Here is a 17,849-nt window from a genome sequence, read left to right as displayed (position 1 = left end):
GGTATCCTGCTAGAATTTCCTTCACTACGCTTGGAATGACGGGGTTATTAACCCCGTTGTACGGTACTCAGACTACTCGCTCCTTTACAAAGAAGGGCTTAATGCGGTCTCGGTATCCAAAATGATTTCTTGGTCCACGGAACGGGCATTTTTACCAGAAGCAGCTAATAAACCATTCTTGACTAGTCCCTGCATGACAACGTGATCGCTTGCAGCGTGTTGCCATGCCGGAGTCGCAACAGGCTTTTGTACGAGTACAGTTGGCGGTTGGGGTATCGGCTTTCTCCCTGGATTGAGTTCACTTTCTTCCGCCTCCAGCAATTTCAGTTGCTCGGCAGTAAGGGGTATGACTTGGCTGCTGTAGAAGGGGAGTACGCGAAGTTTGAACACTAATGAAAATGCCGCAAATGTGCTGCTTAACTCAGTGTATCCATGACTCAAGGGATCATTATAGGCTTTCTGCAATTGAGACGGAGATAAGATATCAATGTGATTGAGATCGGTACGATAATAAATTTTTTGATCTTTACCTAACAGCAGCAGTGGTTGAGGTTGGCGATAGTGATAATCAACATCCGGCATTTGTTCCAGGCCACCATACTCTGTTTGCGCTGGAAGTTCATTGCCTTTAAATACCTGATGGAGATCTTGCAATGAACACATCATTCCCGCCAAACAGGCTTGCTTATTAAAATAATTATTTGAAACATCAAAATCACCATCGCCACCTGCTTCAACAGGGGGCTCGCTGCTATCGGGAGTTGGATCATATACGCGTTTGGTGTAGACGGTTACCCGGTTTAACTCATCGTGTAAATTATTGACTAAAATACTACCCCAAATTCCAAAACGTTTAGGAAGTAAGTCACGTAAGTCACCCACGAAAGCAATATGGCCCGCAGCAAAGTGATCGGTATAATAGTGAAAACAAAAAAACTCCATTCCCAAAGCCAAAGCCTGATAGCGATAGGCTATATCTTGCAAGTTATCACGATTTAAGCCCTCGGGTGTCTGTTCGATAACCTTGAGTAATGCATTGAATTCGCTATTTTCTGATTGATACTCTGAATCAGCCAGCAATTGGGTTAGCTCATAATAAATGCGTGCATAGCGAAGCGCTATATGATGGCCTATAGCGTATACACGCACTGACCATGGAGTAAAATGGGATAAATTTCTATTCAAAATTTCACTATAATTTTTGACCCTCAGAGCAAACATCAGTTGTTGTACATAGAAATTTAGCGTACTTGAAAATGGGATGTAGTTGGCATTATTTATTGCATAAATAGTGTCAATATCGCTTTGATGTACGTTGTTGTTAGCGAGGCGTTTATAAGAACAAATTAATTTCTGTTCCTCGCTTTCGTTAACGGGTTCTTTAATTAAATATTGTCCTAAGGTCTCACAAGAGCCTGTACTATCATAACTTCCTGGACTTGCATTATATTCAGCAATACTTGGCAGATTAAGCGATACTTCGCGACCACCAAAATAATCTCCAGACATGGCTACAAGGTTACCCGCTGAAAGATTTAATCCAGTAGGTTGGGGAAGCCCCCCTTCATTAAACCCTTGTACGTGTAGATGCAAGAGCCCCTGTTTATCTATAGTGATATAGGGATTGTTTTTTAAGATAGCCCAGTCTAAGAATCGTAAGGCATCGCCCAGTTCCGTATGTTCTTTTGTATCCATAAGCAAGCTCCATTTGTCTTATTTTGAGTACACTACGAAAATTATGAACTACTTAATGCTATGCCAGCATGATGTTCAGAAAGAAGGGGGAAAAAATTAACTATAGAAGTGAACTATAAAATCTTCAAATAAACTAAGAGTTCCTGAAAAAAAATGAATCGCTGTGCTTAAAAAGTGGATTTTTTCCTTAAGCGAGGAGGCTTTTTCACTTCTATAATAAAAAAAAGAGCAGCTTGAGATAGTGATGACTGATGAAAAAAAAGAATCATTAAGATTATTACGTAACACCCTGTTTTCGACTTCAGAGCAAAGTACCGCCTCCTCTAAAGATCGCGGCAAAGATTTTGATGCAACGAAACAGAGTCAATGGCTTGAACTGAGCAAAAACATTATTGAAGATTTAGGAAAAAAAATATCTTCTTTTCCGCAAGTCCCACCCGTAGTTCATCAAGATATTCATTGCCCATCTGAGATGTTCTTGTCTCGAATAGGTTGTACTTATGCTTGGTTGGCCGATAAACGTCGTGAAGTCGCTAAAATGTTGAAACAAGGTCCATTTCGACATCAATTTGGGTTGATTAATAAAGCGGGTTTTGTCTCTACAGACCAATTTAATTTGTGTCGGGATCTACCCACCCAAAAGAATCTAGTTTACAAGCATCTCGAGGATTTAATTCATCAAAATAAGGAGCATGTTGAGGTAAACGCACAAAAATCGGAAAACGGTACCAAATATGAGATTAGGATTAAATTAACCCCTGAGGAACGTGAGTTAGTACATCAAAAAAATACAGAGTCCCCATTTCCATTTATCGAAGACGATGTGATTCTTACGATTACTTTTGACGACTACGGTAAAGAGGATACCAGAACATCGCTGGTCGTGGATCATCGTCCTACCCCGTTTAATCAAAATTATCGTGATCGATCGAGTTATTTTCAGGTGCAATTTGAATTAATTGAACCTGATTTTCAGGCTTGCTGCGATTGGGATTCTAATCAAGAAATTCAGGAATTTTTAATAAATTCAGGAAAAATTGCTTATCGCCTTGCGCAATTACAACCCGTTGGCCGAGGAAACTCAGCAATTGTTGAATGGATGATCCGGGGGCTTGCCAAAGAAAAGAATATTGAATTGGGACCTTTTAATCATAATGAATTGGGGTGGGATTTTAAGGCGTTCTTTACCCCAGATATCAATGAGTATGCACATTGGTTTTCTGAAAAAGCATTTATTAGGCCTGTATTAGAGGAACGCGAAAGTCTAACACCCAAAAGTTTATAAAATTCGGCTTGCAGTTTTCAATAAAAAAATTTCAGTTATTTTATTTTCGATAATTTACAAATTTTCGAAAATAATTAATACTGTCTCTAGTTTTTTAACGAGTATCAAAAACATGGCTCAAATTAAAATAAAAAAATCCAAGACAAGCTCCGTATTAGAAAAATTACGCAATGACCTCATAAGTGGTTATTTTGACCCAGGCCAAAAATTACCAATGGAGCACTTAAAAGAACGGTATGAGGTAGGATATAGTCCCTTGCGTGAAGCTTTATCGCGATTGGTCTCTCATGGCTTGGTCAACTTTGAGGATTTATGTGGCTTTTCTGTTCCTCCTTTATCGTTAGAAGAATTCTATGATCTTTATGCAGTCAGAATTCAGATTGAAACACGTGCTCTAGAGTTAGCCATGCAACATGGCGATGCGTATTGGGAAGCGGAAGTTCTCGCCTGTTGGCATCGATACGCTAAATATCTTACCCCACCACCCAATAATCCACTGGATCCGCTGGAGTGGAATGCATTACAAAAAGAATTTACTTTTACCCTCATTAAAGCGTGTCAATCTCCCTGGCTGCTCAAAATACAAAATATGTTGTACGACCATTCATCACGTTATCGTTTTCTATGTTTGGGACGCCATCATCAGGATGAAAAGGTACTTGCTGAATTCAGACAAGAAAATGAGGCGCTGGTCGCTGCGGTATTAGCACGAGATAAAGAAAAGGCAATTCAGATTTCGCAGGCTGGATGGGATAACTCAATCAAAATTATGGCAGACAGTTTAAAGGATAAAAAAAGCTAAGGATTAGCGATGGCTAAGTATAAAAAAAATTATTTACTCATTCCTTCCGTACCTACGCCCAATGGGCGATTGCATTTGGGACATATTGGCGGGCCCTTTTTAAGTGTGGATATACTGGCACGGTACCTGCGTCTGTGTGGGCATTCGGCGTGGATAGTCTCGGGAACAGACAGTTATGAGTCCTATGCAGCAGGAAAGGCAGAGGAAGAAGGCTTAACCCCTGAAGAAACAGGTAATCATTATCATGACTTAATTGCTCACGATTTAAAGTCCATGCATATCCAATGCGATCAATTCGTTAATCCACTTGCCAAACCGTGGAACACGGCTTATCACACATGGCATGAACAAATTTTTCAACAATTAGTGCTCAATAAGGCAACAGCCCTATTAAAAGAGAAGATGCCTTGGGATGAGAAGAATCAGCGCTATTTGAACGGATATTGGCTGCAAGGCAATTGCCCAGTGTGTTTTGAAAAAACAGCAAGTTATTTTTGTGAATGTTGCGGGGCGCATTTTCGTCCCGAAGAAATGATTGGCGATGCTCATTTACTACCAAGGGAAGTTGAAAATATATTTTTAGAGCTTCCAAAACACGTGGAACTGAATTCCAAAGGAATCAATAAAAACTTAGAAACATTGTTTCATCGTTATCAAATGTTGCAAAACAATCGATTTAGGCTCACTACCCAGTGTGAGTGGGGTTTAGCAGATAACACCGATAATACGGGTACTCGAACTTTGTTTAGTTACGGTTTTGTATTTGCCTATTTTTTAATGTTTGGGGAAATCGCAGGAACATTCATGGGGAGCAACAAAAATGCGTTTGCTGTCGATTCGGAGGTGATTACGATTTCCAGTTTTGGTATCGATAATGCGTTGCCCTTTTTAAGCAGTGCCTTAGGGATTAGTAGCGGATGCCCGCAATATAAGCCGTTTGATTATTACCTGGTTAATTATTTTTATTATCTTGATGGCAGTAAATTTTCAACAAGTCGCCAGCATATGATTGCTGTAGATGACGCGATTAATCACAAGGGACTTTCCAGTGACCTTATTCGACTCTATCTTGCCTCGCTTGATGTACGTAATCAAACAGGAAATTTTGTCCTGGATGAGTTTATCCAATATTACAACAGGACCTTAGATTGGCTTGAGTGCTATGTAATGCAGGGAATACCCAATATACCTGCAGTGATTACTTCCTCTTGTGAGGAACGATTACAACATCAACTCTTTGATTTGTTCGCAATCCAAGAGCATGCCTTACAACCGAATCATTTTTTGCCACATCTTGGGGTTCGTTCGCTCAATGATTGGATGATATTGGGGCAAAATTTAGATCCAAAATCAAATGATTATTTTTGGTGGCTCAAAGGATTTACTTTGGTGATTTATCCCTATATGCCTGAAGTGGGGGGAACAATTTGGAGTGCGCTCGGATATGACCATTCACCCGTTCAAACTGATTTTTTTGCTCAACCTACTCGCCCATTGCAGAAGGAAATAAAACTCACTCTAAAACGAATTACTGATGAATTTGAATCGCATATTGAAGGATTAAGTTATGAACCCAACGCATCATGATGAGCTGTTTGATTTATTAGGAGTAGGGGGCGGCCCTTTTAATTTGAGTATCGCTGCTCTCTTATCGTCTGTTGAACAAATTTCCAGTGTTTTTTTTGAACAAAACGAAGCGATGATTTGGCATCCGGGGATGTTATTTCCTGATGCCGAAATCCAAGTCAGTTACTTAAATGATTTAGTGACACTCGTTGAGCCTACTAATCCCTATTCATTTATTGCCTATCTGGCACAGCACAAACGATTGTATCGTTTTATCAATGCCCAATTCAAAAATGTATTACGCGCTGAATTTAGCCATTATTTACATTGGGTGAGCCGGTCTTTACCCAATTTATTTTTTAAAGAAAAAGTTGAGGATATTTATTTCGATAAGTCCCATTTTGTCATGCAAACAACACAAAGGAAAACTAAAGGAAAGCATCTTATTTTAGGCAACGGTTTAACAGCAAAAATTCCTGCTTGCGCCAGACCTTATTTAAGTAAGAATGTGTTTCATAATCAGAGTTTCTTACTTAATCCGATAAATTGGCAAGGAAAAAAAGTGGCACTTATTGGCGGAGGACAAAGTGGTGCTGAAATCGTACACTATATTTTATCTCATGGTGATCAATTACCTTCAGAATTAAATTGGATTTCAAAAAGATATCAGTTATTGCCTATGGATACTTCTCCTTTTGTGAGTGAGTTTTTCACTCCGAAATATGCTGAATATTTCTTCCATTTATCCGAGAAAGAAAAAGAATTTTTATTACAAGAGCAGCACTTAGCGAGTGACGGTATTTCTTGCCACTTGTTACAAACCATCTATCAAAAACTGTATAGCCTGGAGTTTTTGGAGCATAAGGATAAATTTTTTAAGTTTTTATCACGGCATGAATTAACTCATATGGACAGCGAATTAGGGAGATATCAACTCCTGTTGACGGAGCTTGGTACTGCAAAAAAAAGCATAATTTCTGCGGATATTGTGATTTTGTGCACGGGGTATCAATGGGAGTTTCCTTCTTATCTTTCTTCATTAGCTGAAAAAATACCTTTAAATGATGAGGGACGGTTTTGTGTCAATCAGGATTTTTCCATCACTTGGGATGGACCGAAACAACATCGTATTTATGTCCAAAATGCAGCACGCCATTCCCATGGAATTGCGGATCCCAATTTAAACGTTATGGCATGGCGAAGTGCAAAGATTATCAACAGCATAGCGCAATCGCAAATTTATGATCTCAATCATGAGAATACCTTTTTAGATTGGGAACGACAGTTCATACCTGAGGAGCGCAAATATGCCTTGCTTGCCTAAGTCTGGTGTCGTAACTAATCCAAGATTGTTTTTCTCTACTTCAGAACATCTTGCGCCTGGGATTGTAATTAACCCTGTTGATTTTGTAGCAAATCGAGCTTGTCCTCCTGTTCAAGTCACTTATTTTCAAGTATTGCCCCAGTGTGAAACGCCAATCGATTATCACCAAGAAGAAGAAATTTGGATAGTACTAAATGGGAGTGGTATTTTGACTTATGAGGGGGAGGTTTATGGAGTTAATGCTGAGGATATTTTTTACTTTGCATCCTTTAAACCCCATCAAATACGTAACCATAAGCAACTGCCGCTGCACATCTGCTCTATTTATTGGTAGGGAATAGTGTGGGCGCTAGGGAACTTTGAATGAAGAACTATGAGGTGAGGTGGTTACAGCCGGATGACCAAGAAAATTGGTTAACGATGTGGCAGGAGTATATGGAATTTTATGACACATCTTTACCTTCCGAAGTGGTGGATAATACGCTGCGTACCCTACTTTCTGATAACAAAAATTCAGGTTGTCTTGTTGCTTGCGACTCTCAAAATGTAGCGATTGGTTTTTTAACTTTTATCCTACATCAGAGTACTTGGGCTATAGAGCCAGAATGTTATTTACATGATTTATACGTGAAACCGGAATATCGAAAGACGGGAGTGGCCAAAAAACTCATGGATGAGTTAAAGCAACTCAGCGCCCTAAGGCACTGGAGTCGAGTATATTGGCTCACTAGGCCCGATAATCGGGTGGCCCAAGCTCTTTACGATAAAATGGGAAAAGGCGAATCTTGGATGGTTTATACCCTATTTGATCGCACGTCGCATAAGTAAACTTTGTTGAAAATCAGTCTGTAAAAATCGACTCACAAAGAGAGCATTGTGCTTCATTGACACACTGGATTCTTTTCGTGGGAATAAGATGCGCACAAATACTCAACAATCCCATTAAAATTGCAAACAGGAAATTTTTCATGGGAGGTAATGACTCTAAATTGCAAATGGAGTATACATGGCAAAAAATAACCACTATCGATAAAAAATAATCTTATGGATGCTTATTGCTCATGAGAAGAGGTGACGGTATGCAAGTAAAGCACGAATCAGAAGGTATCATCAATCCAGTAAGAGTAGCGATTGGATTTAGTGAAGAAGCAAATCCCAACGTCTCATTCAAGGCAATCGCTGAAGACGTACTGTCTATTGATTTTTCAATTGCTCGCGATATAGGGATCGTCAGTCCATTTACTCCCAGTTACCCAGCTTTAGAAATCCGCTGTGATGTGCTCCAGGACCTGATGCCTCAAGAGGAGTACGAATATGGCTTAATCCAAAATTTAATTTCCAGTAAACGGGAAGCCTTATATTGGGATCCAGAGAGGAACACGACTTATAAATACAGTAAAAATCACGCTGTTTCTTCAGGTCGAATCAGAGATGGTGGCCAATCCGAACAGGATCGATTTTATGATGTAGCGAGCCGAAGTATTGGAGGCGATAAGAAAGCAACGCTGGTATTAAAAGATACCCCAATGTTTTCGGCCCCAAGAAAATCAGAAACGCATAAGGTCTCTCTTTCATCCATGGAAATCGATGAGGAATTTGAGGTATGGTTTTATGCAAAACACTCCCGGACTGGAGAGGAGTATTATAAAAAGTTATGTCATTGGAAAATTCAATATCGTTTAAACCTCGAAGAGATCAACGCCTTATCTACCGCAAGCTCTTTAGCTCCAGCAAGGGCAAAGGTAACTTATGGGGTACGCAAAAGTTATGACTTGGCGCTGAAAACAAAACCTGATTTTTTAGTTGTTGGAGGGGAAAAACCTGATGAAAAAATTAGGCTGATCGATACAGATAGACTAAGGGGAAGTGAGTTTTTTAAAGAGCCCAGAAAAGAAAGCAAAGAGGGGGACGGTAGATATCGTAGTGAAGCAGCACCGCGTTAAATCTATGAATGGTGTCGTTCCACACCGGGTAAGCATCAGTGCACCGGCTCACTTTCTTTCAGACACGCATATGCCGATGTTGTGGTTAATAAAAAATCAAGTCAGTAACCATTTAAGGCTCCTTTAATCTTTATTGAGTATAATTATGTTTAATTAAAGGTCATGATGTTGTTTTTATGGAAACCAACGAGCATAAAAAAGCTGGCGATCAAATACGCATTCAAACATTAGGTAATCGTTATCTGAAAGGAAGTAAGAATTTATCCCCAGAGAATACCAATAATTTGCGTCTTAAAATGATGCATGAAGTGGATGGAATCCCTGTGCCACTTAATATGAAGTTAAGCGCTGGGGATGTAGTTGCTTTAGCTGGCGATTATTATACGAAAGCAGGCTGGTGGGAACAATTACAAATTCCTGAAAAAAACGGAGATGGTACTGAAGAAACTGAGCAATTACTCCGCGCTCCGGTGCTTCAAGCTGAAACCGATGCGTTCAAGCAAGCCTATGATGATTTAGCCTCACCCTCTGTAACAAAAAGCGCGATCAGCCGAATTTTTGCTATCGATGGCTTCCGTTTCATTCCCAGTTTGTTGAAACAATTGATTTATGCCTTCACCGTAGAAGATTATGGAGCAAAATTGTCAAGCAATGAGGATCATTTTGCACCCTGGTCACTGCGTGGATATATTGTCGGGCATCAATCTGCCTTGAATATGGCCGAGATAGCCTATTATTGTCATCAAATTGCTGAAGGGCAACTCAGTAAAAAAGATAAAAAAATTCCTCAAGAAATTCGGGATCAATTAGCGAAAATAGTACAGCAAATAGCGATAGATCCTGCGAAATATAAACTGGTTCCTGAATCAAAAGAAGGGAAGTTAACCGAACAACAACTATTTAGGGAACTGGGCCATCGTTTTCATGCTATGGCAGTGGCTCGTGATTTATTTGCTATGCATTTTTATTCGGATCATTTTGCTGGAGGCCACCTGAGCCGTATGGGTGAAATGAGAAAACTTCTTCCCAAACAATTCGGCCCATTGGGAAGTATTCTCGTTAATAACATGCATAACGAAGACAATAAGGACAGCGTTGCCGTTACCAATTCCTTTCAACCTTTAAATAGTGCGCAAGACATGATCAAGGAGGATAGCAAAGCCTATGGTGATGGAACTTATTTTTATCATGAGAATGATGAAAACGCGAACATGCTGATCAATGGGATGGATAACTCCTTGGGAGATATTGCGCGTTTGATGAAAACTGGTGAAAAGCGGCAAGCTGTTGATTACGGAGGTTTGGAGTTTTTACCGCAAATAAATTACAAGGTATCTCAACCGCAACCTTTATTTATTCAAGATCCCAAGAATAAAAAAATTTATTTTCGTTCCGATGTGAAACACATTAAGATGTTATCCCCGAGTGAATATACGGAGACAGCGAAAAATCCAAGCCAACATGGATATGAAGAACTGACCACCTGGAAAGCCTTTTGGCTGGTTGTGAAACTCAGGTTGCTTCCGTTTTATTATTCACCTCAAGTTGAATTGAGCAAAAAAGAACAAGCAAAAATTCACGATGATGAACAAGAGAATGCGTCTAAGAAACAGCAAACTCACGTGCAGCAATCTACTTTAAGCTCAAGCCCTATTCCGCAAAGAGAGACTCATTCTGTACCACCCATCATGGGTAAATGGCGTAACTCGACTACTTCCCATTCACTTGCAAAACATAGTTTCTTAGCCGGCTCTATGAAAGAGAAGCCTGAGGGAACTTTTGACCTTGAAAAAGGCGCTGTTTATTCCCCAATCAATCATTGATTGTAAAAAAATTAATAATATATTAACCTAATTGATTATTACTAATCCAGACACTCCAATAAGGTTCGTTAGATAATGAATAAGTTGATGAGTATGGTGTTGGCTGTTTTTGTTGTTACAGTCCAATTTAATTCGGCGAGCGCAAGTGATTCTTTTGCAGCACAGCCCACTTCGTGTATCAACCCCACTTTCAGTGCCACTGGTAATTCAAATTGGCAAAACATTTCGCTGAAGTTAACGAATAATTGCGGACAAAGCGTTGATTTTCAGAATACCAAAATAACCTTTGTGGATGCCTCTTCTCTTGATACCTCATTTTGGGGCGATTTTTCTTCTTTGTCCTATCCAGATAATGTCTTGCAAATTACCTCTCAAAAACAGACAGACGGAACTTTTTTAGCAAGCCTAAGTTTGCATTTTCCGACGACCACTGGCTCAAATAGTATCTTACCTAAAGGTGGTTCCATTGTGCTCTATTATGGCGCACCAACAGCCGATTATGTAGCGAATAGTGTTTCTGTTTATTTAGGAGCACCTCCTAATACAGGGAGTATAGCTGTTAGTGTACAAGCGTTACCATCAGAACTAAGTGGTTATACCAATAAACCTAATGTTACCGCGACCAAGATAGACACAGGGGCTTCAGTCAATGCCAATGCACTGTGGAATGCCGTAACTCCAATTGCACAACTTGAAAGTGGCAGCACGTACTCCCTTTCTACTCCTAATATTATTTTTAATGGCACGAATTGCGTTCCTACTTTTGTTCCTGCTTCTGTGGTGGCTAGTGAAACCCCTCCAACTGTTCATTTAACCTATGGCTGTTCTCCCGTAGCACAAGAAGCAGCAACGATAAACGTCAGCGGGGCCCCTGGATCGCTGATGCAGGTAAGTGTTACTTTGACGCCTAATAATGGTTCTGCTGCTTTGACCCAGATTGTCAATTTGACCAATGGCTCGGGCTCTGCATCCGTCTCATTGACCGCCGGGACAATCTATACTTTGTCTACCAGCGCTATCCCAGGTTATTCCGTACATTTTAGTCCGCAACCCTTGCAAGCGGCGGCCGGTGTGGTTGAAACAATTACCTTTTCGCCCAGTTCAAGCAAAGTTCCTGGATGGCCAAATTATCTTGCCATGGGGGCGGTTACTGATGACTCACCTGCGACGCAAACTTCATTGCAATCACGCCCAATCGATGCCATTTTCAAATACGGTGGATTAGGTGGGAATGGTGATCCTGGACAAATTGTTTATCCAATTTTTGATTTGGAAACGGCACAACAGGCACAAGCACTTTCTGCCTTTTATCAGCAGCAACAATTACCCAATAAAGTACTCCCTACAATGGTTATTTATACCGCTCAGATGAGTGGTGGAACCAGTTTTACTGACTTTGAATACACCAATATGGTGATGCACTATATTAATCTCATCATGGAGGCGCAAAAACTCCAATCATTCCAATCAGCACAGTTCAATTATCCGGGGGCGATTATCTTAAATCCGGATTTATTCGGAATGCTGCAACAAGAAAACTTATTAAACGATGCCAATACAGCGATCAGTCAAGTGCAACTGCAAAAAGCATTGCAGACAGCGGTGTGTTTTGCAACATCAACCATTGATACAACTTATGGTACGGGTTTAAATTATGAAGCCTTGTTTCAGGCAATTCGTAGCAAAACTACTGATAATTGGTCGGCAATGAGTACCTGGGATACCTATAAGATGCACTATTTTAATAATTGCACTGCAAACCCAATTGTTCCTGCATCGATTACTATTCCTGGCTTTACTAATGATTTTCCTGGTTGGGTACAATCCACTAATTGGCTTATTCGGCAATTTGCGCCTAATGTAACTTTTGGCTGGCAAGTGAATTTATGGGGAGTTGGTAGTTCCAATTGGGTGCATCAAAACTATGATGCAGCGACATTAAAGGCGAATATTACTGATCCAACAGTTGCTTTAATTGATGCGACTACCGCATATCAAGGCAATTACAAACCGGATTTTATCGTGTTTGATAAATATGAAATGGATGCCATTCCTGGGGCAGTTGGCTCAGGATATTTATTTAATGCACGCGATTGGTTTAATGTATTGAATTACGTCAACAACATTAGCGTTTCTTTGGGTAATATTCCGGTGATGTTATGGCAAATCCCAGGAGGCCATTTACAACAAAATAATGATGTGGACACGCGAACAAGTCATGCTTCAAGCGAACCTGACTTTTTCTTTGGGAGTTCATATAATCCTTTAAGCAATTTAAAGTCCTATATCCTAGGCACCTCTTTATCGAGTTCAATTTATGGTACAAGCAATATCATGGATTATTTGATGATGGATGCCCATGGGGGTACTACCTATGTTTGGCAAACAAATAATTTACAACAAGCGGCCAGCAGCAATGTATTTGCCATTCTTTGGGGAGGAGGTAATACGACCAGTGTCGGTAGCTTCCCTAGTGACGATGGAGGTTGGCTTGCCAATAAAATTAATAACTACTATAAAAATCCAGTGAACTTGCCATTACGTTAGACGGCTGCATTGAATGACGCGAACTGGCGAAACATAGGATGGGTTGAAATAAATGGATTTACAATCATTAGTTACTTTGGATAACCAAACGGTACTCAGCAAACTAAGTAGTTCTCTCGATGGCTTAACTCGCGCGGAAGCCCAAAAAAGGCAGGCATTGTCCGGGTATAATGAAGTGACTCAAAGCCCTTATCGTCTGCTTATTATGGAGGCCATTTCTCATTCCACAAATCCACTGATTGCTATATTGTTGATCGCGGCAGGAGTTTCAGCGTTTACTGGGAATGTGGTGAGTTCGGTAATCATCATCATTATGGTGGTGATGAGCATTGGCCTGGATTATTTTCAAAGCCATCGCTCTTTAGTGGCGGTGAAAAAACTGCAGAGGAATATCGCATCCACTGCAAATGTTTTACGTGATGGCCAATGGGGGGAAATCCCATGCCGTGAATTAGTTGCTGGCGATATTATCCGCCTTGTCGCGGGTGATTTGATCCCCGCAGACTCGCTATTATTAAAAGCGAAGGACTTACATGTCCAACAGGCGGCACTCACTGGGGAGTCTTTACCTGTTGAAAAGGAAGCAATTCAAGAGAGCACTACCCCTCAAAATCCTGAAGAGGCGAAAAATGCTGTTTTTTCAGGATCATCAGTGGTTAGTGGTACGGCTACGGCTGTAGTTGTCGCAACTGGAGCGAATACCCAATTTGGCGATATCGTCAAAAGCCTTTCCAAAATCGCACCACACACTGAATTTGAAAAAGGCATCACTCGCTTTGGCTTGTTCATTATGAAGGTGGTTTTTTTTCTTGTGGTATTTGTGTTTGCGGTCAATATTTATTTAAAACGTTCTTTGCTTGAATCTTTATTATTTGCCGTAGCCTTGGCTGTTGGGCTTACTCCTGAGTTATTGCCGATGATTACCACGGTGACGCTCGCCGCAGGTGCAGTCCATATGGCAAAGAAAAAAGTGATTGTCAAAAATTTATCTGCAATTCAGAATTTTGGCAGTATTGATATTCTTTGCAGTGATAAAACCGGTACGATAACCAGTGGTGAAATGGTCCTGGAGCAACATATAGATCCTTTGGGGAATAAATCCGAAAGCGTGATGTTATTGGCTTATTTAAATAGTTTATATGGTACGGAGATTCCTAACCCTTTTAATATTGCAGTATTAAAAAAAGTAAACATTAATCCTTTGGATGCTGCGATCTTAAAACACGATCATCCTGACGTACAAACTTATCATAAAGTAGATGAAATTCCCTTCGATTTTGAACGTCGCCGCTCAAGCGTTGTTGTTGATAAAAGTGGATCTCATCTACTGATTACCAAAGGTGCTCCAGAGTTTGTGATCTGCGATTGCACTCATTATGATCTGGCTGGTGCAATCCATCCATTGGATGACGCGACCCGGAAAAGGATTGAAGCCACTTTTGTATCTTTAAGTGAGCAGGGTTATCGCACATTGGCTGTAGCTTATCGCGAAATCAAAACTAAGTCTTCCTATCATGTTCCGGATGAGAAAAACATGGTGGTAGCGGGGTTCCTGGCTTTTTTCGACCCAGCTCTTGAGGAAACGCCAACAATCATCAAGAAATTATTTAAAGAAGGGGTCAAAATAAAAATTTTGACCGGAGATAATGATTTGGTGACACGTCATATCTGTCAACACGTGGGGCTTGATGCAAGCCGAATGATACTTGGTGAACAATTGAATCACATAACCGATATGGCTTTAGGGGAGATTGCGGAAGAAGTCGATGTATTTGCGCGCATTTCTCCTATGCAAAAACAACGCATCATTAGTGTCCTTCGCGCTCGGGGTCATGTAGTAGGATATATTGGGGATGGAATAAATGATGTTCCTTCTTTGCATTCGGCGGATGTAGGAATTTCGGTTGCGGGTGCGGTTGATGTAGCGCGTGAAGCCGCGGACATTATCCTATTAAAGCGCCATTTAAGCGTGTTGTTGAAAGGGATTGTGGAAGGACGTAAGTCATTCGGAAATGTGATGAAATATCTTATGATGGGCACCAGTTCCAATTTTGGGAACATGTTAAGTATGGCCGGCGCGATTCTAGTATTGCCGTTTTTACCGATGTTACCGACACAAATTCTTTTAAATAATCTTCTTTATGATACATCACAAGTTGTGATTCCAACCGATAACGTCGACCCTAGTTTTGCACGTAAACCCAAGCATTGGGACATAGGAATTATTCGCAAATTTATGTTTTATATCGGCCCCATCAGTTCTCTTTTTGATTTTATCACTTTTTTTGTGATGCTGAAGGTCTTTGCCGCAACGGAAGCATTGTTTCAAACCGGCTGGTTTGTTGAATCTTTGGCGACGCAAACACTGGTCGTATTTGTGATTCGTTCAGTGAAAAGTCCTTGGCAAAGTAAACCCAGTAACGCGTTAATCATCATGGTGTTATCCATTGTGTTTATTGCTATGATATTGCCTTTTACGCCCATTGCAAAGTTTTGGGGATTCGTCCCGTTACCCGCATCCTACTTCCTCTTTCTAATCGCTGCAACAATCACTTATCTTTTTCTAGTGGAAATTATTAAAAAGAAACTGATGTGGCGATGGATAGCCGATAAGTAGCGAGGTACTGAATTTCAATTGCGCTTCAAACCTAGCTCTTGAATGTAAAAAATACTCTTGGAAGATTAGGCTAAAGGATTAGGATATTTTTGTAAGTAAAGTTTCCCAAATTGATAAGAGGCATAATCTGTAATATGACCTACGTCACGATAGATGGGGACCCCATTGATGTCTGCCTTACAGATATTTTGCGTACATTGTATTTTTTTAGGGTCGATAATAATTAACTGTGGGTACTTGTTTTTCATTTTATTAAATAACTGATTAAACCATTTTTCTTCCGCAAGGGTAAAATCACACTCGTGAGGATTATAAGAAGTTCTTCGTTTTATATGTTTATAAAAACAATCATGAAAACTATTTTGCATTGTTGCTGTTGAATGAATTAATACAGGCTTTGCCCCTGAGGTGGTGATGATTGAAAGTGCTCTGTCTAAAGCGTTTTCTAGTCTTTTTAGGCCTAAGTGTAACGAACGTTTATCACCTAACTTAGTTATGATGTTATCACTGTAATAATTACCCCATAGCTGGCCAATGATTACATAATCATAGTGATTATTTAGAATCATTTGATAATATTTTTGAGTCAGCTCATAACAGAGCTGATAGTTTTGATTTTTAAAATGCCACCAATCGAAAAGATAAATGCCGGGCAAGGTTAAGCACGAAGATACGGTCTGCATTAAAATAGAGATATTTGCTGCTTGTCCTAGCTCATCCATAAAACCCCAATAATGATTGGCAAAAGAATCGCCGATCATGAGTGCCTGCTTGCGGTTTGGTTTTTTTGAACCGATACGGCACTGCTTATTAATTTTACTTTGTGAATCAGTCACGCATACAGCTCTTTGTGGGCTGTCGTATTGGTTTAATTGTTGATGGATAGTTGATAGTTCACCAGTAAAACGCTGAGGAAATCCCTGGTTTTTCTTAATCATATAATCGGTCAAATGTAATGCAATGATCGGCATTAAAAACAGCAGCATAAAAGTATAACGAAATTGCATGTGTTTCCCGCGTCTTGAGGGTTTTTCAATGAGGCGCCAGGAGAGATAGGCTAAAACAAAAGTAAGTCCGAAAGCACCTATTAAAACAGCAGGGGTTTCTACAATACTTTGATATCTTAGAAATGAAAAAATAATCCAATGCCAAATATAGAGGGAATAAGATAATAATCCTACAAATACCATAGGCTTACTGGAAAGTATTTGGCTTAATCTATTTCCGGGAGCACATGCCCCTAAGAAAATAAGTAATCCTGTGGCAATACAAACAGCAAAAGCATGTTCATCAGGGTAACCTGTCAAAGAGGGATTAAGACGGGCAAGATACAATAGAGTGAGCAATGAGACACTGCCAAACAGGTTGATAACATATTTATTGCTTACAAAAAAGGTCACTGGAATGAAGGCGACACAAGAGCCAATCAAAAACTCAAAAATTCTGCTGGAAAATAGGTAATACGTATGTGCAGGTAAGGCTCTCGCATTATACATCGAGTTGATAAAAGCAATAAAAGTCAGTCCAACTATAATTGGGAGCAAGCATCCTTTAGGTAAGAAACGATGCAAGCAGTAGATGAGACAAGGTAAAAACAGATAGCATTGCCATTCTATTGAAAGAGACCAAGTATGAAGCAAGGGAAGCTGGTATGTTTCTGGTGAAAAATATCCAGTTGTTGTTTTATCAAAAAACAAGTTAGATAAAAATAAAGAAGTTTTGCGTGCGCTTCTGCTGTATAAGATTAAATCATCGGGTAAAAAAAACAAGAGTGCCAATGCGGTAGTCAAAAGAAGCAAACCCACAAAAACAGGTTGTAAACGCCATAACCTTCGATTGTAAAAGTCTAAAAAAGAAAAAGAACCTTTATGAACTGACTCATGGATGATTTGAGTGATAAGAAAGCCTGAGATAACAAAAAATACATCCACCCCTATAAAGCCAGATGGAAAAAAGGAGAGTCCTCCGTGATAAATTAAGACCAGTATAATGGCAACAGCCCGGAGTCCATCAATATCGGGTCGGTATTTCATTCGCTCTCGAACAAAAAATAATAATGCTATCATCTCAGTTATAGTTTATCTATAACCATCGTCGTTGCAGTAAAATAGGAATAACATTGTTTCAATGTGCGGCGTGTTTGGAGGGGCAATATAAGGTATGGAATCCGCGAGTTAAAATACGCACACCAAGCAAACGACCATTATCGAGAAATTTAATTATTTTTATGTGCGTTTAAGAATCACA

Annotated in this window: 12 protein-coding genes; 10 read left to right on the top strand and 2 right to left on the bottom strand. The window is 39.9% G+C overall.

What is annotated here, in order from left to right:
• Nucleotides 1-84: 84 nt before the first annotated feature.
• On the bottom strand, nucleotides 85-1,695 hold the full coding sequence (locus tag ACF8MK_RS03260) for a hypothetical protein (protein ID WP_392538140.1): 1,611 nt from the start codon (nucleotides 1,693-1,695) through the stop codon (nucleotides 85-87).
• A gap of 244 nt (nucleotides 1,696-1,939) precedes the next feature.
• Here ACF8MK_RS03260 and ACF8MK_RS03255 point away from each other — a divergent pair, with 244 nt between their 5' ends.
• The 10 genes from ACF8MK_RS03255 (at nucleotide 1,940) to mgtA (ending at nucleotide 15,602) form a co-directional block, all read left to right on the top strand.
• Nucleotides 1,940-2,980 carry a hypothetical protein gene (locus tag ACF8MK_RS03255; protein ID WP_392538139.1) on the top strand — a complete coding sequence of 347 codons (1,041 nt, stop codon included), beginning with the start codon at nucleotides 1,940-1,942 and terminating at the stop codon, nucleotides 2,978-2,980.
• A gap of 112 nt (nucleotides 2,981-3,092) precedes the next feature.
• Nucleotides 3,093-3,782 carry an FCD domain-containing protein gene (locus ACF8MK_RS03250; protein WP_392538138.1) on the top strand — a complete coding sequence of 230 codons (690 nt, stop codon included), beginning with the start codon at nucleotides 3,093-3,095 and terminating at the stop codon, nucleotides 3,780-3,782.
• A 9-nt stretch (nucleotides 3,783-3,791) separates the two neighbouring features.
• Nucleotides 3,792-5,369 carry a methionine--tRNA ligase gene (locus ACF8MK_RS03245; protein WP_392538137.1) on the top strand — a complete coding sequence of 526 codons (1,578 nt, stop codon included), beginning with the start codon at nucleotides 3,792-3,794 and terminating at the stop codon, nucleotides 5,367-5,369.
• Entirely contained in the window at nucleotides 5,350-6,672 is a 1,323-nt protein-coding gene (locus tag ACF8MK_RS03240; RefSeq protein ID WP_392538136.1) for a lysine N(6)-hydroxylase/L-ornithine N(5)-oxygenase family protein, read from the top strand. Before ACF8MK_RS03245 ends, ACF8MK_RS03240 begins: the two co-directional genes overlap by 20 nt.
• Complete coding sequence (locus ACF8MK_RS03235) at nucleotides 6,656-7,006, top strand: cupin domain-containing protein (protein WP_392538135.1); 351 nt, start codon at nucleotides 6,656-6,658, stop codon at nucleotides 7,004-7,006. The genes ACF8MK_RS03240 and ACF8MK_RS03235 overlap by 17 nt, the downstream gene beginning before the upstream one ends.
• 29 nt (nucleotides 7,007-7,035) lie before the next feature.
• Nucleotides 7,036-7,500 (top strand): GNAT family N-acetyltransferase, encoded by a 465-nt coding sequence (locus tag ACF8MK_RS03230; protein ID WP_392538134.1) that lies wholly within the window; start codon nucleotides 7,036-7,038, stop codon nucleotides 7,498-7,500.
• A gap of 251 nt (nucleotides 7,501-7,751) precedes the next feature.
• Nucleotides 7,752-8,615, top strand: a complete 864-nt coding sequence (locus ACF8MK_RS03225) for a hypothetical protein (protein ID WP_392538133.1) — start codon at nucleotides 7,752-7,754, stop codon at nucleotides 8,613-8,615.
• A gap of 176 nt (nucleotides 8,616-8,791) precedes the next feature.
• Nucleotides 8,792-10,438: a hypothetical protein gene (locus ACF8MK_RS03220; protein ID WP_392538132.1), complete on the top strand. Its 1,647-nt coding sequence runs from the start codon at nucleotides 8,792-8,794 to the stop codon at nucleotides 10,436-10,438.
• A gap of 75 nt (nucleotides 10,439-10,513) precedes the next feature.
• A complete protein-coding gene (locus ACF8MK_RS03215; RefSeq protein ID WP_392538131.1) occupies nucleotides 10,514-12,985 on the top strand; it encodes a hypothetical protein in 2,472 nt (823 codons plus the stop codon).
• A gap of 52 nt (nucleotides 12,986-13,037) precedes the next feature.
• Nucleotides 13,038-15,602 (top strand): magnesium-translocating P-type ATPase, encoded by a 2,565-nt coding sequence (gene mgtA, locus ACF8MK_RS03210; RefSeq protein ID WP_392538130.1) that lies wholly within the window; start codon nucleotides 13,038-13,040, stop codon nucleotides 15,600-15,602.
• 65 nt (nucleotides 15,603-15,667) lie between these two features.
• Here the strand turns inward: mgtA and ACF8MK_RS03205 are convergent, their stop codons facing one another.
• A complete protein-coding gene (locus ACF8MK_RS03205) occupies nucleotides 15,668-17,635 on the bottom strand; it encodes an acyltransferase family protein (protein ID WP_392538129.1) in 1,968 nt (655 codons plus the stop codon).
• Nucleotides 17,636-17,849: the final 214 nt, after the last annotated feature.

This window comes from Legionella sp. 227 (assembly GCF_043161935.1).
Classification (GTDB): domain Bacteria; phylum Pseudomonadota; class Gammaproteobacteria; order Legionellales; family Legionellaceae; genus Legionella; species Legionella sheltonii.
The sequence above is the reverse complement of the archived record's forward strand: the minus strand, read 5'-3'. Positions and strand labels throughout refer to the sequence as shown.